The organism is Kitasatospora sp. NPDC127067 (genome assembly GCF_042724755.1).
Lineage (GTDB): Bacteria > Actinomycetota > Actinomycetes > Streptomycetales > Streptomycetaceae > Kitasatospora > Kitasatospora lactacystinica.
Genome location: NZ_JBHXEM010000088.1, coordinates 15,321 through 37,802, shown reverse-complemented (window position 1 = coordinate 37,802; position 22,482 = coordinate 15,321). Strand labels below are relative to the sequence as shown.

Here is a 22,482-nt window from a genome sequence, read left to right as displayed (position 1 = left end):
TCCGGTCGGCGGCCGGTTCGGCGCCTGTGCGGTTGTCCTCTTCTGTTCCGCTCTGTTCTGTGTGCGGGTTCATCACGTGTGCGGGCAGCGGGGCCCGGCCCGACCGACCGGGCCCCGCCCGCCGTCAGCCGCGGCGGACGCCCGTCCTCCGCCGCAGCACGGCACCCACGCCCACCAGCGCGGTGGCTCCCAGGGCGGCCGCCGCCGTCACGGCCGGCAGCTCCGAACCACCGCCCGGGGCCTGCGGGGCCTGCGCCACGGCGGCGAGTTCCGGCGCGGCGTCCACCTGGTAGCCGCCGCCCTCGCCCGACCGGTCGTACGCCGAGCCGGGCAGCTTGTCCCCGTACCGCTGGTGCACCAGCTGCTGGTACGCGGCCAGGGTGACCCCGCCGGCGCCCACCGAGCGCCGGGCCTCGTCGTCCAGCGGCAGCACCCGGCCGTCGCGCAGCACGTACCAGGCGTTGACCTGCGGCTCGCGGAAGGCGGTGCCGCCGCCGCTGCCCGCCGCCTTCGCCGCGTAGTCGCTCTCGTCACCGCCCGAGGCGATGTTGACGACCTTCCAGGCCCCGCCCTGCCGCACGGTCCAGACCGAGGCGCTCTGCCCGTCCGCCGCGACCACCTTGCTGGCGGTGAACTCGGCCTTCGCCACCGGTGCGCCCGGGGTGCCGGCCACGAAGCCCGGGTCCAGCAGGTACACCGGCACCGTGTCGCCGGCCAGCCGCGGCGCGGCCTCGCTCGCCGCCCGGGCCTCCTCGGCGGCGCCGATGGTCAGCTGCCGGGTGGGCGGGACGCCCTTGCGGGCGAAGAAGTGGCCGACCTTGTCGAGGACGGCCGCGTCCTGGACGGCGCTGCGGGCCTGCGCCAGCTCGGCGGCGGGCACCGGGGCCGGGGCGGACGGGGAGTCCGCGTGCGCGGCCGGGGCGAGCGCCAGCGCGAGACCGGCGGTGAGCAGGACGGTGACGGCGGCCGTGGAGGCGGCGGAAGTGGCGGCCCGACGGCGGCTCTTGATCTCGGTCATGGTCGCCCTCACGCGCCGATCCGGTACAGGGAGTGGGTCCACGAGAACGTGTCGTTGTTCACGTAGTACTGGTAATCCGCCCAGTTGTAGCGGTAGTTGGAGGGCCACGGGTCGCCCCAGTAGACCCAGTTGCTCCCGGTGTCGTAGCCGTACAGGACGTGCATGTGGCCGCCGCCCGAGCTCCACTGGATGCGCGTCTCGATGGGGCGGTTGGCGTTCACCTCGGACTGCACGGTGCCGTAGTTCAGGTACCCGTTGACGTACGAGCCCGGGTTGATGCCGACCCAGCTCAGCCCGTTCTGCACATCGCCCAGCGTGGCCTGGCTGTTGGGGCAGCTGGAGTTGACGGAGCGGCCGAACGCGGCGTTGCAGAACTGGTTCTGGCTGTAGTTGTAGCCGAACCAGGTGGCGATGGTGTTCCCGCTCGCCGCCCAGCACCAGTTGGTCTGCTGTTGCTGCTGCATGGTGATGTTGAGCTTCTTGTACGTGCCGGCCAGGTCGGCCGTGCTGCCGGGCGCGGCGGCCTGGCGGACCTGGTGCGCGGCCCGGTCCTGGGCCGGGGCCTGGGTCCGGTACTGGGCCGGCTGCCCGGCCGGGGCGGCGGCGATCGCGGGTGCGGCCATCGCGGCGGTGAGCGCCGGGCCCAGCACGCCGAGGGTGAGCAGCGAGACCGCACGGCGCAGCCGTATGCGTGGAACTGGCATGGGGGAATGCCTCCTTGCACGAGTGGAGCGAGGGGCTGTGTGGGGGCGCGGTCCGGATCGCGCCCCGAGCATCGCGCCTCGTCAGGTACGGGTCAACGGGCCTCGGCGCGGCCCGGACCGGGATGTGAACGGGCCGGCGCGGATGTGAACGACGCCCCGGGAACCCCCGCGCAGCAGGCCCGGACCGGTGACAAACCGCCGCATCGATGTGAATATTCACGGTCAAACGGCGGCCCGTCCCAGCCGCCGGCGCCGGACCGCCCGCACGCCTGCACGCCTGCACGCCCGCACGCCCGCACGCCCGCCCCAGGAGGCCGCCATCCACAGGAGCGACCCAGCCGACCTCGCCGCCGCCCTGCGCACGGGCCCCTTCCACCTCGCCCTGCGCACCGCGATCTCCGCCCGGGGCCTCGCCCTGCACCGCATCCGCCGCCGCCTCGCCCTGCGCGGCGTCAACGTCGGCCTCACCAGCCTCAGTTACTGGCAGCAGGGCCACCGCCGCCCGGAACGCGCCGAGTCACTGCGCGCCGTCGCCGCCCTGGAGGAGGTCCTCGACCTGCCCGAGCACTCCCTGACCCGGCTGCTCGGCCCCCGTCGCGCCGCCGGCCCCGCCCCGGCCGGCCCGCCGGTGCGCCCCTACCGCGACCTCATCTCACCGGCCGTGGCCGTCGACGGACTGCTCGCCACCCTCGCCGGCCCGCGCGACACCGGGCTGCACACCATCACCCACATCGAGCGCATCCGGGTCGGCCCCGACCGCCGGATCGCCCGCCGCGACTCCCAGCACGCCCTGCGCGCCCACCGCGACGGCATCGACCGCTACCTCGCCCTGTACCAGGGCGACCCGGGCAGCGACATCACCCGCGTCGGCGTCCGCGCCGAGGAGAACTGCCGCCCCGGCCGCATCCGCCGCGACCAGGCCCACCACCTGCTCGCCGCCGAACTCCTCCTCGACCGCCGCCTGCGCACCGGCGACACCCACCTGCTCGGCTACGGCTTCGACGACTCCCCCTCGCCCGACCCCAGCTGCGAGTACGTCCGCGGCTTCAACTCCGGCGCCGGCCAGTACGTCCTCCAGGTCACCTTCCACCCCGCCGCCCTCCCCGTCCGCTGCCACCGCTTCGCCCTCCACTCCCCCGGCGCCGCCCCGTACGAGACCGAGGAGCTCACCCTCGACGGGCACCACTGCGTCCACCTGGTGGCGACGGCGGTGCGGCCGTGCCTGCTGGGGATCCGCTGGGACTGGGAGTGAGGGGCGGCCGGCCCGACGCCCGGCCAGGGGGCGCGCGACCGGACGCCGGGCGGGGACGCGTGACCGGGCACCGGCCGGGGCGCGTGACCGGACGCCGGGCCGGGGCGCGTGACCGGGCACCGGCACCGGCTACGCCCGGCGGAAGTCCATGATCAGGGAGTCCTCCACCGGCAGGTAGCCGATCTGCTGGTAGATGGAGTTGCTGGTCGGGTTGGCGAGGTCGGTGTAGAGCAGGACCTCGGTGGCGCCGCGGGAGAGAAGGTGGGCCGAGACGGCGGCGGTGACGGCGGTGCCGTAGCCGCGGCCGCGGCTCTCGACGGGGGTGTAGACCGGGCCGATGCGGGACATCCCGGCGAGGATCGGGCTGCTGCCCGCCAGGGCGACCGGGCGACCGTCGTCCTCCCACAGGTGCAGGCAGCCGCTCGCGGTCCGCTCGTCCACCGCCCGCGGGACGTCGGGGACGTCGACCCCCGCCTCGGCCAGGAACTCCTCGTACCAGCGGATCGCCCGCTCGCGGTCGGCCGGTCCGGCCAGCCGGTGGCGGCCCGCGGGCGGGCGCGGCGGGTCGGTCAACTCGCCGAGCCGGTAGAGCCGTTCGTCGAAGCGGACGGACTGCTCGGTGCCGGTCGCCGCCGTCCACGCGGCGGCGAAGGCGCGGACCGCTCCGGCACCCCCGCCGACCCCGGTCACCGTGGTGAACCCGGACCCGGCGGCGGCCAGGCCGACCGCCAGCTCGGCGGCCGCAGCCGGCGGCATGAAGGAGAGCCTGGGGTCGAACGGCGGCGTCTGGAGGAAGGCGCCGGCGACCGGACCGTCCTCCTCGGCCCGCCACCAGCCGAAGACCGGCGGCTCGCCGAACACCGTCAGGCCGGACGCGGCCAGCCGGTGCGCGATGGTGAGCAGGACGGTGTTCTCGGCGGGGCGGGTGGCCAGGAAGGCACCCGCCTGGTCGCGGAACTCGTCGAGGGAGGTGCTGAAAGTCCAGGTCATGGCCCATGGTGGACCGCCCGGGGCCGATTCGCCAACGATTTCGCGGCCGCCTCCGGGGCTCCCGCTACTCGACCGCCACGCCCAGCTTCCCGGCCAGCGCCGCCGGATCGGTGGTCGGGGCGTCGCAGGCGAAGTGCCGGCAGACGTACGCCGCGGGAGCCCCGCCGACCAGCGGCCGGTCGGCCAGCAGCGGCACCTCGGGCTCCCCGGGCGCGCCGACCGCGACCACGGCCCCCGGCGCCGTCCCGAGCAGCGCGGCCCGTCGCAGCGCCGCCGTGGCCGGATCGCCGTCCGGGCCGACCACCGCGACCTCGCGCGGCCCGTCGAGCAGCGCCTCGGCGACGGCGAGGCCCCAGCCGATGAACCGCGGCGCCCGGCCGGCGAGCGCGCCGACCACACCGAGGGCCCGCTCGGCGGCCGTGCGGTGCCGGTCGGAGCCGGTGTACGCGGCGTACGTGAGCAGGGCGCCGGCGGCAGCCGTCCAGCCGGACGGGGTGGCGTTGTCGGTCGGGTCCTGCGGGCGGCGGATCAGTTCCTCGGCGTCGTCGGCGGTGTCGTAGAGCGCGCCGGAGGCCTCGTCGGTGAAGTGCTTGAGCACGGTGTCGAGCAGGCCGCCCGCCAGCTGGAGCCAGGAGGACTCGCCCGTGACGGCGTACAGCGCGAGGAAGCCCTCGGCGGTGTCCGCGTAGTCCTCCAGCACGCCGGCGTTGGCACCGGCCCGGCCGTCCCGGGAGGTGCGCAGCAGCCGGCCGTCCGGGGTGAGGTGGACGGCGAGCAGCAGGTCGGCGGCGCGTTCGGCGGCCTCGACCAGGTCGGGGCGGTCCAGCAGCGCGCCGGTCTCGGCGAGCGCGGCGACGGCCAGGCCGTTCCAGGCGGCGACCACCTTGTCGTCCCGGGCCGGGGCGGGGCGGGCCCCCCGGGCCTCGGCCATCCGCGACCGGATCGCCTCGTACTCGGCGAAGTCCTCCGGGTCGGCGAGGAGTTGGAGCACCGAGGTGCCGTGCTCGAAGGTGCCCTCGGCGGTGACGGTGAACAGCCGGGCGGCGGTGGCCGCGTCGGCGGGGCCGAGCAGGTCGACCAACTGGCCGGGCTCCCAGACGTAGTAGGCGCCCTCGGCGGACTGCCCGGTCTCCTCGTCGAGGCTGTCGGCGTCCAACGCGGAAGCGAACGCGCCCTCGGGCGTGCGGAGTTCGCGCAGCAGGAAGTCCGCGGTGGACAGCGCGACCCGGCGGGCGAGGGGCGAGCCGGTGGCCCGCCACAGGTGCAGGTAGGCGCGCAGCAGCAGGGCGTTGTCGTACAACATCTTCTCGAAGTGCGGCACCACCCAGCCGGCGTCCACCGCGTACCGGGCGAAGCCGCCGCCGAGCTGGTCGTGGATGCCGCCGCGGGCCATCGCCCCGCCGGTGCGGACGGCCATCTCCAGCGCCGCCTCCGAACCGGTCCTGGCGTGGTGGCGCAGCAGGAACTCCAGCACCATGGCCGGCGGGAACTTGGGCGCGCCGCCGAAGCCGCCCCGGCTCTGGTCGAAGTCCCGGCTGAGACTCACCAGCGCCTGGTGCAGGTCCGCCTCGCCGGGCGGGTTGTGGGCGCCGGCCGAGTAGACGGCGGCCCGCTCGGCCAGGTCGGCCCGGATCCGCCCGGCGACCTGCCCGACCTCCTCCCGGCGGTCCCGCCAGGCGGCCTCCACGCCCTCCAGCACCTGCCGGAAGGACGGCATCCCGTGCCGGGGCTGCGGCGGGAAGTAGGTGCCGAAGTAGAACGGCTCCTTGTCGGGGGTGAGGAACACCGTCATCGGCCACCCGCCCTGCCCGGTCGCGGCCTGCACCGCCTCCATGTACACGGCGTCGACGTCCGGCCGCTCCTCCCGGTCCACCTTGACCGGCACGAACCGCTCGTTGAGGTACTCGGCGAGCCCGGCGTCCTCGAAGCTCTCGTGCGCCATGACATGGCACCAGTGGCAGGCCGCGTAACCGACCGACAGCAGCACCGGCACGCCGCGCCGCTCCGCCTCCGCGAAGGCCTCGGGGCCCCAGGGCCACCAGTCGACGGGGTTGTCGGCGTGCTGGAGCAGGTACGGCGAGGTCGCGTCCGCGAGACGGTTCGGCATGCGTCCATCCTCGCGCATCCGGCGCTCGGCGCGCGGGAGGTCAGGCCGGTCCGGACCAGTAACTGATCCCGAGGTTGGCGTCGAAGGTGCGCATCCGTCCGAGCACCTGGTCGGGGGTCGGGCCGAGGAGCTCGTCGACGATGCGGCCGTCGGCGAGGAAGACGACGCGGTCGGCGTACGAGGCCGCGACCGGGTCGTGGGTGACCATCACGACGGTCTGGCCGAGCTCCCGGACGCACCGGCGCAGCAGCGCGAGGATCTCGGCGGCGGAGCGGGAGTCCAGGTTGCCGGTCGGTTCGTCGGCGAAGACGATCCGGGGCCGGCCGGCCAGCGCCCGGACGCAGGCGACGCGCTGCTGCTGGCCGCCGGAGAGCTGGGCCGGACGGTGGCCGAGCCGGGCGCCGAGGCCGGCCGCCTCGACCAGGGTGCGCAGCCACTGCTGGTCGGGGGTGCGGCCGGCCAGGGTCAGCGGCAGGGTGATGTTCTCCGACACCGTCAGGGTGGGGATCAGGTGGAAGGCCTGGAAGACGAAGCCCACATAATCACGGCGGAGCCTGGTCAGTTGGCCGTCGCTCAGCCGGGTGAGGTCCACGTCGCCGATCCGGGCCGCACCCGAGGTGCAGGACTCCAGCCCGGCGAGGCACTGGAGCAGGGTGGACTTGCCGGAACCGGACGGGCCCATGATCGCCGCGAACTCCCCCTCCCGGAAGGCCACCGAGACCCGCTCCAGCGCCACCACCCGGGCGTCTCCCGACCCGTGCACCTTGGTCAGGTCGACGGCCGCCGCGGCGGCCGGGGCGTGGTTCGCGGCGGCGCGGGGCGGGCCTCCGGGACGGGACGGGCCTCCCGCGAGGGAGTGGGGCTCGGTCATCGGTGGTGCTCTCCTCGGCTGGACACGGGCGAAGGTCAGGACTGGGGTCTGGGCCGGGGACCGGACGGACCGGCGGGCGGACCGGTGCACGGACCGTCGGGCGGCACCAGGCCGGTGCACGGGCCGGCGGGCGGACCGACGGGCGGCACCAGGCCGGTGCCGGCGCCCAGCAGGGCGAGGGAGCGGACCGCGAGCTCCCGCCCGGCCGCGGCCGGGCGGCCCTGGTGGCCGCCGCTGTCGTGGTGGTCGAGCAGGACCGGCGCGGCCCCGGTGCCGGCCCGTCCGAGCGCCGCGCAGAGCTTCCAGGCGTGCCAGGGCGGCACCCGCGCGTCGTTCGCCCCGGTGGCGAACAGCACCGCCGGGTACGCCGTCCCGGGCACCACCCGGTGGTACGGGGAGTAGTCGAGCAGCGCCCGCAGGGCCTGCGGGTCGGCCGGATCGCCGTACTCCTCCGCCCAGAGCCGGCCGAGGCCGCCGACCTGGTAGCGGGCCAGGTCGGTGAGCGGGGCCGCGCACACCGCGGCGGACAGCAGACCGGGCTCCCGGGTGAGCGCGGCGGCGACCACCAGGGCCCCGTTGCTGGCGGCCAGCGCGCCCAGCCCGCCGGCCGGGGCCTCGCCGCGTTCGACCAGCATCGCGGCGGCGGCCCGGAAGTCGTCCACGGTGGCGCTCTTGCCGGCGCCCCGGCCGGCGGCCGCCCAGGCGGGGCCGAGTTCGCCGCCGCCGCGCGCGTGCACCCAGGCGATCCGGCCGCCGGCCCGCAGCCAGGCCTCCAGGGCCGGGTCCCAGGCGGGTTCCAGGGGGAGGCCGAAGCCGCCGTAGACGGTGAGCAGGGTGGGTGCGGGGCGGCCGCCGTCCTGCGGCCCGGGGTCGCAGACCGTCACCGGGACGGGCGCGCCGTCCCGGCCGGCGGCGGTGAGCGTGCGCAGCGCGGCGCGGCGCTCGGGGGGTTCGACCGGGCCCGAGCCGTCCAGGCTCCTGGTCCAGGTGCCGTACCGGGGGTCGTCGGCGAGCAGCCAGACCGACCCGCCGACCCGCCCGTGCCGGTCGTACGGGGTGGCGCCGAGGCGCAGCCGGGCGGGCCAGTGCAGTGCGGTGGCACCGCCGCCCGGTGCCCCGTCCGCCGCGCCGCCCACCGCCCCGCCCGGCCGGTGCACGTCGAGCCGGTGGGTGGTCCCCAGCCGGCGGAGCAGCGCCAGGCCGGGACTCCGGCCGGGGCCGAGCACCCGCAGGGCGGTGACCGGGCCCGCGGGCGCTTCAGCGACGACGGGCGGTTCGCCGGCAGCGGGCGGCCCGCCGACGGCGAGCGGCGCGACGAGCGGCGCGGGCCGGCCGGTGGCGCCCCGGGCCAGCTCGTCCAGGTCCAGCGCGAGCAGCTCGTCGCCGGCGAGGAAGCAGACGGTCTCGTTCAGGTCCAGGGCGGTGACCCGCCGGCCGTCGAGGTCGAGCGGCTGCCAGTCGGGCACCGCCCGGCCGGTCCACCGGGTGGCCCACCAGCGCACCGGGCCGGACGGCTGAGGGCGGGTGCGCAGCAGCAGGTTCCCGCCCGGTCCGCCGTGGAGGGTGAGCCGGACCGGGCCGGGCACCGGCAGGGCGAGCCGACGGGCGGGGCCGTCGGCCGGGTGGCGGGCCACCAGGGTGTGCTCGGTGCGGGTGCCGGCGGTGTACACCAGCGCCTCGCCGGTGAAGGCGAGGGTCGCGTACGGTGCCGCGTCGGGCAGGTGGCGGGGCCGGTCGCCCGGGTGGGTGGGGAGCAGGTGCAGGCCGCCGGTCTCCGCTCCGTCCCGGTGCAGCTGGACGGCGATGAACCGGCCGTGCGGCTCGGGCTGCCAGCCGGCGATCCGGTCGCCGGGGCCGATGACGCCCTCGGTCGGTGCCCGGCGGGTGCCGTCGGGGTGCCGGACGGTCAGGACGTCGCCGTCCGGGCCGCGTTCGTGGCGGAAGAGCAGGCCGCCGGCCTCGGCGGGCGGGGTGGGCGTCCGGTCGGGCGCCTCCCGTTCCACCCGGTCGAGCAGGGCGGCCCAGGCGGGCTCGTCGGAGCGCTGCGGGCGGACGGCCAGCAGGCGCCGCTGATCGGCGAGCCAGGCCCGGGTGCGCGGGGCGTCCGCATCCTCCAGCCAGCGGTACGGGTCCGCCGGCGCGGGGTGCGCCGCCCGGTGGTCGAGGTCAGCCATGGACGGCCTCCGCGGGGTTGTCGCTCCGTTGTTCCGGGTCGTCCCCGGCCCCGTCCCCGGCCCCGGCCCCGGCCCGGCCGGGGGGCCGGTAGCCGGACCGGCCCGCGGTGGCGGCCGTCCCGACCACGGCGAGGAGCACCACGATCACGGCCGCGCCGGCCACCGTGCCGGTCAGTCCGAACGCGTGGGCGCACAGGCCCGCGAGGGTCGGCCCGGCGGGCGCGACCAGCTGGGCGAGGAAGCCGATGCCGCTGTGCACCCGGCCCTGCAGACCCGGTGGGGTCACCTCCATCTGGGTGACCGCGATCAGCACGGTGACCACCGGCCCGGCGGCCGCGGCGAGGGCCAGCGGCAGGACCGCCGCCCAGTGCCCCTGGGCCAGGGTGAAACCGGGCAGGGCGATCGCGACCACGGCGGTGCCGAGGGCGATGCCCCGGGCGGGCGGCAGCCGCCGGGCCAGGGCCGGCGCGAGCAGCGATCCGGCCAGCCCGCCGGTGCCCAGGGCCGCGGTCAGCACCCCGATGTGCAGGGCGCCCCCGCCCGAGGCGACCACCACGATCAGCAGCCCGTTGAACACCAGGTTGAGCACGGCCGCGTTGACGACTGCGTAGCGCAGGAAGGGCACCCGCCAGATGAACCGGACGCCTTCGGCCAGCGCGGCCCGGACTCCGGGCGCGGCCGGCTCGTCCTCGGGGCGCTCCCGCCTTCCCCCGGGCAGCAGGGCCACGCAGCAGACGGCCGCCAGGTAGCTGCCGGCGTCGACGGCGAACACCCAGGACGGGTGGACGGCCAGCAGCGCGCCGCCGGCCAGCGGGCCGGCGGTCGTCGCGACGGCCGCCCTGCTCTGCAACAGGCCGACCGCGCGGGGGAGGTGCTCGGGCCGCACGAAGCACCGCACCACGACGTTCTCGACGGGCGCCAGGGTGCTGCCCACCGCGCCGAGCAGCAGGGCGGCGACCAGCATCGCCCACAGCGGTGGCGTGCCGCCGGCGGCCGACAGGGCCAGCACGGCCAGCACGACCGCGCCGGCCGCGTTGCCGAGCAGCAGCACGGTCCGCCGCTCGCAGCGGTCGGCGAGGACGCCGGCCGGCAGCCGGGCCAGCAGCACCCCGACGGAGAGCGCCGTGCCGGCCAGTCCGGCCTGCCGGACGTCGCCGCCGGCCCGCAGCGCGACCACCGGGAGGGCGATCACCGAGGCGGCCGTCCCCAGGGCCGAGGCGGACTCGCCGCCGTAGAGCAGCCAGAACGACCGTCCCAGCCCCCCGACGGCCGCCGCGCTCACGCCGACCCCGTCGCGAACTGGCTCCGGATGCCGCGCAACGGACGGGCCGCCAGCGCCGCCGGGACGGCGGTGGCGGCCAGCACCCCGAGCAGCACGCCGACCGTCCACGGCACGTCCAGGGCGGGCAGCACCCCCTGCCCGACGGCCCCGGCCAGCGGCACCAGGCAGATCCCGGCCGTCGCCACCGCGAGGACCGTCCCGACCAGCGCCGAGGCCAGCACCTCGTACACCACGCAGCGCAGCAGCTGCCCGCGGCCGAGGCCGAGGGCCCGCAGGTGGGCGCGCTGGGAGCGGCGGTCCCGCTGGGCGATGGCGCAGGTGTTGGCGACGGCGAGCAGCGCGTACCCGCCCACCACGGAGACGATCAGCCGGGAGGCCATGTCGTCCTGCACGTTGCGCGGCCGCAGGTGGGCCAGGTAGTCGGCCCGCGTGGCGAGCCGCTGGCCGGGCCGGAGCTCCCAGGCGCTCGGGTCACCGCGGAGCAGCACCCGGTCGGCGTACGGGGCCGGGGTGTGCGCGAGGGCGAGGTCGGCGGGGAGGACGTAGGAGGGGAAGGCCAGATCCCGCTGGTAGACGGCGACGAGCCGCAGCTGCGCCGCCTGCCCGTCGGCGAGCGTGAAGGTGACGACCTGGCCGAGATTCCAGTGGTGCGAGGTGGCCTCGGTGCTGCCGGCGGCGAACGTACCGGGCGCCAACTCGTCCAGCCGGCCCTGCTGTTCACCGAGGTCCAGGACACTCCGCAGGGCCGCCCCGTCGACGCCCCAGGCGCGGGTGGGCTTGGGCTTGTTGTCGTAGAAGCTGGGCGGCGCGGTCACCCGGGTGGCGATCGGCGCGACGGTGCTCCCGCCGGGCAGGCCGGCGGGCCGGGCGGGCAACTGGTTGCCCGGCTCGGCCGTCACCACCGCGTCGGCCCGCAGCGCCTGCTCGGTCTGCTGCTGCACGGCGGCCCCGATGGTCGCCCCCGAGCCGAGCAGGCAGACCACGGTGCCGACGGCCAGCAGGACGGGCACCGCGATCGCGGTCGTCCGGGCGGGCGCGGCCCGCAGCCCGGCGGCGGCGATCCGGCCGGCCTTCCGGTCCAGCCGCAGCACCGCGCAGCAGGGGCCGACGAGCAGCGGCACGAACCAGGGCGCGAGCACCGCGAGCGTGGGGATGACGACCGTGGCCAGGCCCATCACCAGCGCGCCCTGGAGCACCGGCGGCAGGTCCATCGCGACCATCAGGGCCACGAGCGGACCGCAGAGCATCAGGACCATGGCGATGCCCGCGACCAGTCGGCCGACGTTGCGGCGGGGCGGGGCCAGGGCCAGTGACTGGTCCTTGAGGAGGTCGATCGGCTGGACCCGGCCGGCCGCCAGCACGCTGGCCAGCGCGGCCAGCACCGCGACCGCGCAGGTGCCGAGGCAGGCGCCGGCCGCGATCGCCCAGGTCTGCCCGGCGGAGGGCAGGTCGACGGCGGCGGGGAACAGCTCGCGCTCGATCAGCAGGCGACGGCCGAACCCGGCCGCCGGGACCGTCCCGGCCACCGCGGCGACGGCGGAGGGGGCCAGCGCGACCAGCGCGACGTCCGCGACGACCAGGGCCCGCAGCCGGCCGGCCGTCACCCCGAGGGCGCGCAGCACGGCGAACTGCCCGAGCCGCTGGTTGGTCCAGAGCGCGACCGTCGACCCCGTCACCAGCACCGCCGACATCAGCAGCAGCGTCAGCAGCAGGCCCAGCAGGCTCTGCGCGTCCTTGGCCGCCGCCCCGGCCGCCGAACCCTCCGGGTAGGACGGGCCGCTGACCGCCGCGAGCAGCAGCAGGCAGGCGCCCACGCCGGTGGCGGTGAGCGCGCAGGCGACCGCGACACCTATGACCCGCCCCGGGTACGCCCGTACCTCGGCGACGCACAGTCGCAGCGCGCCGAGCGGTCCGCTCGGTCGGGTAGTCGGTTCCGATGCCACGGCCACGGTTATCTCACCCCAAAACGGTAAATAGGATGCAGAGTTGGGGAAGGCCGCATGTGCCGCGGCCTTCCCCACCTGCCATCCGGTACTGCCGGACCCCGAGGGTCAGCAGCTGAACAGGCTGTACGAGCTGAACGGGGCGTCGACGACGATCTCCTCGTCGAGCTCCTGAAGCGCCAGAATGTCGGCCATCACAATCACCTCCTCCTCACCGTCTCGCCGGAACACGGCACCGGGGTGCCGGGATCAGCAGCTGAAGTAGCTGAGCGAGCTGAACGGGGCGTCGACGACGATCTCCTCGTCGAGCTCCTGAAGCGCCAGGATGTTGGCCATGTCGGTCACCTCCCCTCGCCATCTCGCCGGGACGTGGCACCGGGCCACGGGAATCAGCAGCTGAACGCGCTGATCGAGCTGAACGGGGCGTCGACGACGATCTCCTCGTCGAGCTCCTGAAGCGCCAGGATGTTGGCCATGTCGGTCACCTCCCCTCGTCATCTCGCCGGGACGTGGTACCGGGCTCGGCCGGCTCCGGCGTCCACCCGTGAACGGGGTGGGCGCCGGGGAGCAGGCACTGCCCGGGGCTCTTGGCGGCGGCCAGCGCCAGCAGGGCGCCGGCGGAGCCGGTGGCCAGGTCGGTGGAGAGCCGGATCAGCTGGTCCCCGTGCAGGACACTGCCGTCCTGATGGGGCGCCAGGTGGAGCTCCACCAGCCGGAGTTGGTCCTCCGCCTCGGCCCGCCAGTGCGGCAGGCGGGCGGCGACCTGGAACAGGGTGTAGGCGAGCCCGGCGCGGCCGTTGAACAGCCCGCCCTGGACGACCACCCGGACCGCGCCGGCCCGGGCCGCGGCCTCCAGCACCCGCTCGGCGCCGAGGGCTTCGGCCTGCGCGTCGGGCAGGGCCAGGACGGCGAGCGCCACTCCGGCCGAGCCCTCCGCCAGGTACGGCAGCAGCCGGCCCGAGCTGTACGTCTGCAGCATGTCGTCGACCAGCCGGCCGTGCCGCAGGTCGCAGCGGACGGCGCGTTCGGCGGCCTCCGCCCAGGCCGTGTCGCCGGTGAGGCGGGCGCAGCGGGCGAACAGCACCGCCGGCCCGGACCAGCCGCGCAGCAGCCCCGGCCGGTCCAGCAGCCCGGCCTCGCCGATCCGCCCGGCGGCCTTGGCGGCCAGGGCGAGCGCCTCGTCCGTCGCGCCGGCATCCAGCAGCAGCTGGGCGACGCCCGTCAGGCCGCCGTACAGGCCGAGCGAGGAGGGCAACGGGCCGGCCAGCAGCCGGTCCACCACGTTCGGGGCGTCCGGGTGCCCGAGCCGGTGGAACAGCCAGCCGGCTCCGGCCAGCCCGTCGTACAGCCCGGCGGGCGTGTCCGCCGGGGCGCGCCGTACGACGGCGGCGAGCCAGTCCAGTTGCTCCTCGTCCGGTGCGGCCCCGGCCAGGTGCCGGGCGAGCAGCACGCCGGAGGAGCCGTACGCCAGCCCGAGCGCGCCGCCGGGGCGCAGCCCGGCCACGTCGCCGGGATGGAGGCGGTCCTCCCGCCCGGGCGTCGCCGCCCCGTCGATGCCGCGCAGCAGGGCCGCGGCGGTGAGCTCCGCCCGGGGCTCGGCCGCGGGCCGGGCCCCGAGGTGGGGCCGCAGCGCCGGGGAGAGGGCGAGCCGCTCCGTCATCCGTTCGGCGAAGCCGGCGGGCACCGTCGGGAAGGACTCCGCGACGAGGTCCAGCAGCCCGCCGACGACGGCCGGGTTGCGCCGGGTGAGCGCGGTCAGCGAGACGAAGGCGGCGAGCTGGCAGCAGCCGAGCGCGAACAGGTCGGCCTCGCGGGCGTCGGTGATCGCCGGGTCGGTGAAGCCGGGGGCGCCGAGGGTGCGCCGGCGCGGGGTGTCGAGCGGCGTCGAGAGTTCGAAGTCGACCAGGGCGACGGTGCCGTCCGGACGGATCATGATGTTGCGGTGGTGGAGGTCCCCGAACGCCACCCCCTCCCGGTGCAGCGCCGCGACGCACTCCTCGACCAGCGCGAGCCGGGTGACCGCGAGCCCCGCGAAGTCGGCCAGCGTCCGGGCGTCCGGGCGGTGCCGGGTGAGCGGGTACTCCCGGCCCAGCCAGGCGCTGAAGGACTCTCCGGGGATGTACTCCATCACCAGGTAGTGGTGCTCCCAGCTGGTGAAGTACTCGTACAGCTCCGGCACGAACGGCAGGTGGCCGATCCGCTCCAGGACGTCCCGCTCGACCAGCAGCCGGGCCACCGCGTCCGTCTCCGAGGCGTCCAGTCCGGCGTGCGGACGGGCCTCCTTGATGACGACCTGTCGGCCGTCCTCGTCCTCGGCGAGGTAGACCCCGCCGGCGTTGGAGAAGTGCAGCGCCTTGACCACCCGGTAGCGGCCGAGGCCGGCTCCCGCGTCGGCGGCGGCCGCGGCGATCCGCTCGGCCAGGAAGTCCGGGGTGGAGGCCCACTCCGGGACGGTGAAGCGCGGGCGCCGGGCGTCCGGCACCAGCCGGCCGTCCGGGTCCTCCACCGCGGGCACCCTGGTGCCGTCCGGCAGCTCGCACCACATCAGGGCGAAGCCTCCGTAGCGCACCGACACCGGGCCCTGGTTCCACCGCAGGTCGGACAGGACGTACGGACCGGGACGGCCGCCCAGCGCCTCGTCCAGCTCGGCGAGGACGGTCTCCAGCTCCGCGGCCGTCCGCGGGTAGACGGTGACGACCTTGCCGCTGGCGGACCGGTCGGCGTACTTGGCGTTCGTCACCGCGACCACCAGCCGGCTGCGCAGGTACTTCCAGGGCAGCCCGAGCCGGCGGCAGACCCGCCAGGCCGTCTCGATCGTCTCCTCGGCGGATTCGGGCGTGGCGCTGACGTGGACCTTCCAGCCCTGCTCCGGCAGCCGGGGGCCGCCGGGCGGCGCCAGCACCTCCCACACCCCCTGGGTGCGGCCGCGCCAGCCCTCGGGCAGCAGGCCCCCGCCCGGAGCGAACCGGGAGTCCCGGTCGTCACACCGCTCCAGGGCGTCGTACCACACCGGGTCGGCTATCGCATACGACTCGTATTTCGCGTCCACTTCGCCCTCCGCCCCCTTTCGAATATCCGCTGAACCGAATTCCGGTTTTCGCCGGAACTTTCGAAGCCTCGGTGCCCCGTTCCGACAGGAACCATCCTTCCCGGACGCCCCGTCATGTGACAACAGTGTTAAGCGGGAACTGAATCCGACGCATACCAGGCGGAATCCCGGCCTTCACTTCGGAGGCGCCGAAAGCCCGTGCGATCATGACGCCATGAAGACGCGTGTCGTGATCGCCGACGACCAGGCGAGCGTCCGCCAGGGGTTCCGGCACATCCTGGCGGCCCAGCCCGACATGGAGGTCGTGGCCGAGGCCGCGGACGGCCTGGAGGCCCTGGAGGCCGTCCGCACCCTGCGGCCGGACGTCCTGCTGGTCGACATCCGGATGCCGGAGCTGGACGGGCTGGAGGTCACCCGCCGGCTGACCGGCATCACCCCGGAGGTGAAGGTCGTGGTGGTGACCACCTTCGACCTCGACGAGTACGTGCACACCGCGCTGCGCAACGGCGCCTGCGGCTTCCTGCTCAAGCACTCGGGGCCCGCGCTGCTCGCCGAGGCGATCCGTTCGGCGGTGGTCGGCGACTCGCTGATCAGCCCGCAGATCACCACCCGCCTGCTGCACCACTTCACCGGCCCGCGCCGGGTCGACCGCTCCCCCGTCGAGCCGCTGACCGGCCGCGAGGAGGAGATCGCCGTCCTGGTCGCCGAGGGGCTGACCAACTCCGACATCGGCGCCGAGCTGTTCATCTCGCTGAGCACCGTCAAGACCCATCTGGCCAACCTCCAGCGCAAGTTGAAGGCCCGCAACCGGGTGGGCATCGCCACCTGGGCCTGGGAGTCGGGCCTGACCGAGCGCGGCTGAGCCGGCCCGCCCGCGACCGGCCGCACGACCCGGGCCCCTCATCGCAGCGCCCGCCGACGGCCCTCGACCCACCGCGGGGCCGCGCCGCCGAGGGGCCGGCCCTCCCTGCCCGACGGGGCCTCGCCGCGCAGCAGCGCCCGCCCCAGCGGGGTGACGGTGTGCAGCACGCCGTTGCCGCAGCGCCGGGTGTCGATCAGCCCGGCCGCCCTCAGCACGGAGGTGTGCTGGCTGACCGCCGAGGCGGTCACGCCCAGCCGCCCCGCCAGCTCGCCGGTGGTACAGCCGTCCAGCACGGCGTGGAGGGCCGCGGCCCTGGTCCGGCCGACCAGGGCGGCCAGCGGCTCGTCCCCGCCCCGGCGCGCGCACCGCGCCGCGCCCGGCGCACCCGCGGGCACGGGAAGGCCGATCCGGTCGGGACGCATCGCGAAGATCAGCGTCGGGGCCTCCTCGGGCTCCCCGCGCCGGGGCCGGAGCACCACTCCGGCGCCCTGCAGGAAGAGCGACGGCACCAGCCGCAGCCCCCGCCCGTCGAGGGCGAGTTCGACGTCCCGCTCGGCGGGGATCTCCAGCACCGGGGCGGCCCAGCGGATCTGCGGGTGCAGCGTGCCGAGCAGCGCGTCCACCCCGCCGCGGCCGGCGATCTGGCGGCGGACGTCCCGCTCCGCCTCCAGCCGGGACCGGACGTCCGCCCAGCAGGGCTCCAGCGCCACCCGGTGGAACTCGCGGACCGCCGCGGCCACGTCGGCCCGCTGGACCACCGGCTCGGCGCCGCGGCCGGACGACACGATCCGGCCATTCGCCCACACCCGCAGTACGTCCCGGAAACCACCGTTGGCTCCCGAAAGGCGCCGCAGCCGCTCGGCCAGCACCGGCTGCCGCGCCAACTGCCCGCGGACGGCCCGCTGCCAGGGGCGGAAGAATTCCCCGCCGCTGCGCCACGCCTCCAGTGCCAGCACCGCCTCCATCTCCTGGTCGACATTTCCAGCAATTCGTACACGAGCCAGATCCTCGGCGGACATCGCAATGCGAATCACAGGCTGTTCCCCCGCTCGGGATTCTTGCGTCGGGACGGCCCAGGGGAACCCCGCGCCCTGATCGCCGCACCGACATCCTTGCCCGCCCGCGAGGCGCGTCGCCATCGGCCGATCGGCCCATTTGATCGTTCGGAACACCGAATCGGCCGCCGCCGGATGTGCCGAATGGCCTGGATGGACCTGTCGGCAGGCTCGAATCAGCCGTCCGGCCGGGACTGACGGAACCACCCCGCCCGGTCAGCCCCCGAGGCCCGCCACACCCTCCGTCGGCAGCACCGCGCCGACCCGCCAGCCGCCCTCCGGCCCCGGTCCGGCCGTCAGCTCACCGCCGGCCGCCTCCACCCGTTCCCGCAGGCCCGCGAGGCCGAAGCCGCCGCCCTCCCGCTCGGCCCCGCCCAGCGCGCCGCCCGCGCCGCCCGCACCGCCGCTACCGCCCGCGCCATCACTACCGCCCGCCCCGCCGGAGTCCCCCGCCCCGCCCGGCACTCCGTCGTCGGTGACCGTGACGCGCAACGCCGGCCGCTCGCCGCACCGGTCCGGGCCGACCTCGATCGCCACCTCCCGGGCCTCGGGCGCGTGCCGGCGGACATTGGTCAGCGCCTCCACCACCAGCCGGTAGCCGAGCCCGCTGATCGCCGCCGGCACCGCCGCCAGTTCGGCCTCCGCGGGGGCCTCCAGCCGCACCCGCGCGGAACCGCTGCGGGTGAACCGCTCGGCCAGCGCGGGCAGTTCGCTCAGGTCGCGGCGCAGAGTGCGCGCACCGGGCCCGCCCGCCGCCGCCCGCCCCGCGCCCCGTCCGGCTCCCGGGGCCGCCCCCCGGTCCGCCGTCGTCTCCGTCCCGGACCGCCCGCGCGGCTCCGGGTCGGCGTCGTCCGCCGCGAAGACCTGCACGGTCCGGTCCATGGTGACCAGCGCCTGCCGGCCGGCCGCCTCGATCCCGGCCAGCAGCTCGACCACCCGCTGGGGGTCCTGCTGGGCCAGCACCTGCGCGGCCTGGGCCAGCACCACCACCCCGGTGACGTCGTGCGCGGCGAAGTCGTGCAGGTCGCGGGCCAGGTCCAGGCGCTGCGCCCGCCGCTCGGCCACCACCGCCGCCCGGGCACGGGTGTCCATCGAGCGCAGGTAGCAGCCGACCCCGACCACCGCGCAGGCCAGCAGCGCGGAGATCAGGCAGAGTTTGGTGGTCACCGCGGGCGGGGCCGGCGGTTCGGCCCAGACCCCGATCCGCAGCGGTATCAGCGCCACCGCCGCGACCAGCAGCGCGCCGTAGCCGAAGGCGGCCGCCGCCGGGGGCCTGCGCACCGCGGGGACGACCGGCGCGAGCAGCGCGACGGTCTCCAGCAGCCACCAGGACTCGATGCTGCCGAACACCGGCCCGCGGTAGCCGGCCGTCACCAGCAGCGACACCGCGCAGGCGGCCAGCACCGAAGGGCCCACCGCGCCGACCCGTCCCGGGGCCCAGAGCACCGGGAACAGCCCGGCCACCACCGCCACCGCGCCGGAGAGGACGATCAGCGGCCCCGGGTTCCCCAACCCCGCCACCGCGGCCGCCAGCACCCCCGCCGCCGCCGTTCCGTATCCCGCCCTGCGCACCACGGTGTGCCACGACCACGTCATGGTTCGGGATCCTACGAAGCCCGACGGCCCGCCAGGGCGGCTTCACCGAAGGCCGGTCCCGCGGGACCGGCCGACGGCTCACTCCTTCGGCGCCTCCGGCTGCTCGACGAAGTCGACCTTCTTGAACTGCCGGTTCATCGACTTGGCCAGGAACCAGGTCGCGACGCCGAGGGCCGCGAAGACGAGGAAGCCGAGCAGGCCGGGGGTGACCTTGGCGTCGTCGACGGCGAGGTCAGCGGCGATGTTGATGAGGTTCACGGAGGCGCTCATATCTCTATGGTGGCCCGGCTCACGCGGAGCCGGGCCGTCGGGGGGTGGTTCAGTCGCGCGTGTCGGCGGCCTCGGCCGCCAGGGTGGGGGTGCGCAGGCCGGCGAACAGGTCGCCCTCCGGCAGGTCCACGTCGACCAGGGTACGGGCGAGCTCGTAGTCCTCGGTGGGCCAGACCTCGCGCTGGACCTCCAGCGGGACGCGGAACCACGGGCCGTCCGGGTCGATCTGGGTCGCGTGGGCGATCAGCGCGCGGTCGCGGGTCTCGAACCAGTCGTCGCAGCGGACCCGGGTGGTGATCTCGCGCTCCTTGCGGCCGCTCTTCTCCCAGCCCTCGATCCACTCGCCGTACGGCGACTCGTGGCCGTGCTCGGTGAGGTACTCGTGCAGGGCCCGGATGCGGCCCATCGGGAAGCCGTGGTTGTAGTACAGCTTGAGCGGCTGCCAGGGCTCGCCGGCCTCCGGGTAGGCGTCCGGGTCGCCCGCGGCGTCGAACGCCAGCATGGTGATCTTGTGGGTCATGATGTGGTCCGGGTGCGGGTAGCCGCCGTTCTCGTCGTAGGTCGTGATGACCTGCGGCTTGAACTCGCGGATCAGCCGGACCAGCGGCTCCGCCGCCTCCTTGACGTCCTGGAGGGCGAAGCAGCCCTCGGGCAGCGGGGGCAGCGGGTCCCCCTCGGGCAGGCCGGAGTCCACGAAGCCCAGCCAGGCCTGCCCGACGCCGAGGATCGCCCGCGCCTCGTCCATCTCCTTGCGGCGCACCTCGTGGATGTTCTCCTCGATGTACGGGTCCCCCTGGAGCTTGGGGTTGAGGACCGACCCGCGCTCGCCCCCCGTGCAGGTGGCCACCAGCACGTCCACGCCCTGCTCGACGTACATGGCCATGGTGGCCGCGCCCTTGCTGGACTCGTCGTCCGGGTGGGCGTGCACCGCCATCAGTCGCAACTGCTCAGTCAACGCCTTGCGTTCCTTCCACACTCGTCGGGCGTTCCGCGAAGTCCGGGTCTGCCCACCGTTCGAACCGCTCACTCCGGGACCGCGTCGCCGCGGGGCCGGGCCGCGGAACGTCACCGGCGCGGCCGAGCCCTGCCCCCGCCGGACCGGCCGCGGGCGTGCCCCTCCTATAGTGACGGACTGGAGGAGCGTCGCATTCCCCCGCACCACCCCGCGCCCCCAGGAGAGGACGGAGTCCGATGAGTGCAGACACCACCGCCACCGGTCTGCCCGAGGGGCGCTACGGCCGCGGCGGCGACCGCGACTCGGACCGCCGCCTCAAGGTGATCGGCGCGGTCTGCGGCGTGCTCGGCCTGGGCCTGATCGCCTGGCTGGGCGGCTCCTACCTGCTGCGCGAGTCGAAGATCAACGGCTCGGTGCCGACCTTCCAGGTGCTCTCCGACTCCGAGGTCCAGCTGCACCTCACCGTGCGCAAGGGCGACGGGCAGGCCGGTACCTGCACGGTCCGCTCGCAGTCCGACGACCACGCGGTGGTCGGGGTCGCCGACTTCCCGGTCCCGGCGGCCGGCTCCAGCTACGACGCGGTGGTCACCCTGCGCACCACCGCGCGCGGCACCACCGCGGAGCTGCTGGGCTGCACCCCGGCCAAGTAGCGCGCCCGGGCAACGCGCGCCCCGGGCGGCGCACCCGCCCCCGGTAGCGCGCATATTCGATCCGGGGAGCGGGCATCCGTAGAGGGTCCCGCACACCACTGCCGTACACCAGGGCGTAACGCCGCCGTCAATGGCGCGCAAACGCCCCTCCCGCTTGTCAGCAGGACTTGTTAGTCTCGTGGTTTCGCCCCTTCCGCACCGGATGGTACGGGAGCGGGCGTTGCTTTGTAGTTGAGACCGATATCACCACCGACCCCTGCTGACGACTCACACCCTCAGCACAGCCCCCAGCACCTACGAGGAGCACCCGTGACCCAGACCAGCGAGAACGTGACCTGGCTCACTCAGGCCGGCTACGACCAGCTCAAGGCCGAGCTGGACCACCTGACCGGGCCCTGGCGCATCGAGATCGCCCAGAAGATCGAGGCGGCGCGCGAGGAGGGCGACCTCAAGGAGAACGCCGGTTACCACGCGGCGAAGGAGGAGCAGGGGAAGTACGAGCTGCGCATCCGTCAGCTGACCCAGCTGCTGGAGCGGGCCAAGGTCGGCGAGGCGCCGGCCGACTCGGGCGTGGTGGCCCCGGGCATGGTCGTCACGGTCGCCTTCGACGGCGACGCGGACGACCTCATGGAGTTCCTGCTGGCCTCCCGCGAGGTCGCGGGCGCCGACGACCTGGACGTCTACTCCCCGCAGTCCCCGCTGGGCCGCGCCATCGACGGCAAGCGGATCGGCGACGAGGCCACCTACGAGCTGCCGAACGGCAAGCCGGCCATGGTGAAGATCGTCAAGGTCGTGCCGCACGCCGGCTGATCCGGCCGCCCTCCGGTGTTCCGGGCGGCGCCCGGTCAGGCGGTCGAGGAGCGGTACTTGCGCACCGACAGCCAGGAGAACACCGCGGTGATCACGATCGACCACAGCACCGACACCAGCGCCGCGTGCTGCATCGGCCAGGCGCTGTCCACCGGCCCGACCTGGTTGCCGAACAGCACCCGGCAGGCCTGCACGGTGGCGCTGAACGGGTTCCAGTACGCGACCGGCTGGAGCCACTCCGGCATCGAGGTGACCGGCACGAAGGCGTTGGACACGAAGGTCAGCGGGAACAGCCAGATCAGCCCGGCCGAGGTGGCCGCCTCGGGGCTGCGCACCGACAGGCCGATCAGCGCGCCGATCCAGGAGAAGGCGTAGCCGAGCAGGAGCAGCAGGCCGAACGCGGCGAGCGCGTTGAGCAGGCCGTCGTGGATCCGCCAGCCGACCAGCAGCGCGACCATCGCCAGCACGACCAGGATGAACGCGGTCTGGCACAGGTCCGCGAGGGTGCGGCCGACCAGCACCGCCGAACGGGCCATCGGCAGCGAGCGGAACCGGTCCACCAGCCCCTTGCTCATGTCCTCCGCGATGCCCGCCGAGGCACCGGCGACGGCGAAGGTGACGGTCTGGGCGAAGATGCCGGCCATCAGGAACTGGATGTACGTGTCCGAGCCGGAGTTCGTGCCGGGGATCTTGATCGCCCCGCCCATCACGTACGAGAACAGCAGCACGAACATGACCGGCTGCATCAGCCCGAAGACCACGATCTCCGGGATGCGGGTCATCCGGCGCAGGTTGCGCTTGGCGACCACCCAGGAGTCGTGCAGGGCGGCGGCGGCCCCCCGGCGCTGCCTGGGCATCGCCGGGCCGATGGCGTGCTCGGTGGCGCTGCTCATC

General features: G+C 75.5%; 19 protein-coding genes. 4 read left to right on the top strand and 15 right to left on the bottom strand.

Features of this window, described 5'->3' with window-relative positions; all coding sequences use genetic code 11:
- Positions 1-124: 124 nt before the first annotated feature.
- Both ACFWJ4_RS28820 and ACFWJ4_RS28815 read right to left on the bottom strand, forming a co-directional pair.
- Positions 125-1,018 (bottom strand): hypothetical protein, encoded by an 894-nt coding sequence (locus ACFWJ4_RS28820; RefSeq protein ID WP_380548800.1) that lies wholly within the window; start codon positions 1,016-1,018, stop codon positions 125-127.
- 8 nt (positions 1,019-1,026) lie between these two features.
- Positions 1,027-1,722, bottom strand: a complete 696-nt coding sequence (locus tag ACFWJ4_RS28815; protein WP_380548797.1) for a papain-like cysteine protease family protein — start codon at positions 1,720-1,722, stop codon at positions 1,027-1,029.
- Positions 1,723-2,041: 319 nt separating this feature from the next.
- On the opposite strand from ACFWJ4_RS28815, the gene ACFWJ4_RS28810 reads away from it, so the two are divergent.
- A complete protein-coding gene (locus ACFWJ4_RS28810) occupies positions 2,042-2,974 on the top strand; it encodes a hypothetical protein (protein ID WP_380548805.1) in 933 nt (310 codons plus the stop codon).
- A gap of 129 nt (positions 2,975-3,103) precedes the next feature.
- Here ACFWJ4_RS28810 and ACFWJ4_RS28805 read toward each other — a convergent pair whose 3' ends face one another.
- The 8 genes from ACFWJ4_RS28805 to lanKC form a co-directional block, all read right to left on the bottom strand.
- On the bottom strand, positions 3,104-3,964 hold the full coding sequence (locus ACFWJ4_RS28805; protein ID WP_380548794.1) for a GNAT family N-acetyltransferase: 861 nt from the start codon (positions 3,962-3,964) through the stop codon (positions 3,104-3,106).
- Positions 3,965-4,028: 64 nt separating this feature from the next.
- The gene (locus tag ACFWJ4_RS28800) at positions 4,029-6,071 is read right to left on the bottom strand and encodes a thioredoxin domain-containing protein (protein WP_359899477.1); all 2,043 of its coding nucleotides are present in this window, start codon (positions 6,069-6,071) and stop codon (positions 4,029-4,031) included.
- 40 nt (positions 6,072-6,111) lie between these two features.
- Positions 6,112-6,942 (bottom strand): ABC transporter ATP-binding protein, encoded by an 831-nt coding sequence (locus ACFWJ4_RS28795; RefSeq protein ID WP_380548791.1) that lies wholly within the window; start codon positions 6,940-6,942, stop codon positions 6,112-6,114.
- Between the two features lie 35 nt (positions 6,943-6,977).
- Entirely contained in the window at positions 6,978-9,116 is a 2,139-nt protein-coding gene (locus ACFWJ4_RS28790) for a prolyl oligopeptidase family serine peptidase (RefSeq protein ID WP_380548789.1), read from the bottom strand.
- Positions 9,109-10,398 (bottom strand): MFS transporter, encoded by a 1,290-nt coding sequence (locus ACFWJ4_RS28785; RefSeq protein WP_380548786.1) that lies wholly within the window; start codon positions 10,396-10,398, stop codon positions 9,109-9,111. The genes ACFWJ4_RS28790 and ACFWJ4_RS28785 overlap by 8 nt, the downstream gene beginning before the upstream one ends.
- Positions 10,395-12,341 (bottom strand): FtsX-like permease family protein, encoded by a 1,947-nt coding sequence (locus ACFWJ4_RS28780; protein ID WP_380548783.1) that lies wholly within the window; start codon positions 12,339-12,341, stop codon positions 10,395-10,397. The genes ACFWJ4_RS28785 and ACFWJ4_RS28780 overlap by 4 nt, the downstream gene beginning before the upstream one ends.
- A gap of 389 nt (positions 12,342-12,730) precedes the next feature.
- Positions 12,731-12,817 carry a class III lanthipeptide gene (locus tag ACFWJ4_RS28775; RefSeq protein ID WP_380548803.1) on the bottom strand — a complete coding sequence of 29 codons (87 nt, stop codon included), beginning with the start codon at positions 12,815-12,817 and terminating at the stop codon, positions 12,731-12,733.
- A 5-nt stretch (positions 12,818-12,822) separates the two neighbouring features.
- Positions 12,823-15,390 (bottom strand): class III lanthionine synthetase LanKC, encoded by a 2,568-nt coding sequence (gene lanKC / locus ACFWJ4_RS28770; protein WP_380548780.1) that lies wholly within the window; start codon positions 15,388-15,390, stop codon positions 12,823-12,825.
- Between the two features lie 214 nt (positions 15,391-15,604).
- Between lanKC and ACFWJ4_RS28765 the strand changes: the two genes are divergently transcribed.
- Positions 15,605-16,252 carry a response regulator transcription factor gene (locus tag ACFWJ4_RS28765; protein WP_359899467.1) on the top strand — a complete coding sequence of 216 codons (648 nt, stop codon included), beginning with the start codon at positions 15,605-15,607 and terminating at the stop codon, positions 16,250-16,252.
- Positions 16,253-16,290: 38 nt separating this feature from the next.
- On the opposite strand, the gene ACFWJ4_RS28760 is transcribed toward ACFWJ4_RS28765, so the two are convergent.
- The 4 genes from ACFWJ4_RS28760 to mca form a co-directional block, all read right to left on the bottom strand.
- Positions 16,291-17,208, bottom strand: a complete 918-nt coding sequence (locus tag ACFWJ4_RS28760) for an ArsR/SmtB family transcription factor (protein ID WP_380548777.1) — start codon at positions 17,206-17,208, stop codon at positions 16,291-16,293.
- Positions 17,209-17,523: 315 nt separating this feature from the next.
- Positions 17,524-18,903 (bottom strand): sensor histidine kinase, encoded by a 1,380-nt coding sequence (locus tag ACFWJ4_RS28755; RefSeq protein WP_380548773.1) that lies wholly within the window; start codon positions 18,901-18,903, stop codon positions 17,524-17,526.
- Positions 18,904-18,981: 78 nt separating this feature from the next.
- Complete coding sequence (locus ACFWJ4_RS28750) at positions 18,982-19,173, bottom strand: hypothetical protein (protein WP_359899461.1); 192 nt, start codon at positions 19,171-19,173, stop codon at positions 18,982-18,984.
- 49 nt (positions 19,174-19,222) lie between these two features.
- On the bottom strand, positions 19,223-20,128 hold the full coding sequence (mca, locus tag ACFWJ4_RS28745) for a mycothiol conjugate amidase Mca (RefSeq protein ID WP_380548770.1): 906 nt from the start codon (positions 20,126-20,128) through the stop codon (positions 19,223-19,225).
- Between the two features lie 236 nt (positions 20,129-20,364).
- Here mca and ACFWJ4_RS28740 point away from each other — a divergent pair, with 236 nt between their 5' ends.
- Together ACFWJ4_RS28740 and greA are read left to right on the top strand one after the other, a co-directional pair.
- Complete coding sequence (locus tag ACFWJ4_RS28740; RefSeq protein WP_359899458.1) at positions 20,365-20,778, top strand: DUF4307 domain-containing protein; 414 nt, start codon at positions 20,365-20,367, stop codon at positions 20,776-20,778.
- Between the two features lie 309 nt (positions 20,779-21,087).
- Entirely contained in the window at positions 21,088-21,588 is a 501-nt protein-coding gene (greA, locus tag ACFWJ4_RS28735) for a transcription elongation factor GreA (RefSeq protein WP_380548767.1), read from the top strand.
- Positions 21,589-21,623: 35 nt separating this feature from the next.
- On the opposite strand, the gene ACFWJ4_RS28730 is transcribed toward greA, so the two are convergent.
- Positions 21,624-22,481, bottom strand: coding sequence for an ABC transporter permease (locus ACFWJ4_RS28730; protein ID WP_380548764.1), 858 nt, complete (start codon positions 22,479-22,481; stop codon positions 21,624-21,626).
- Between the last annotated feature and the right edge of the window lies 1 nt (position 22,482).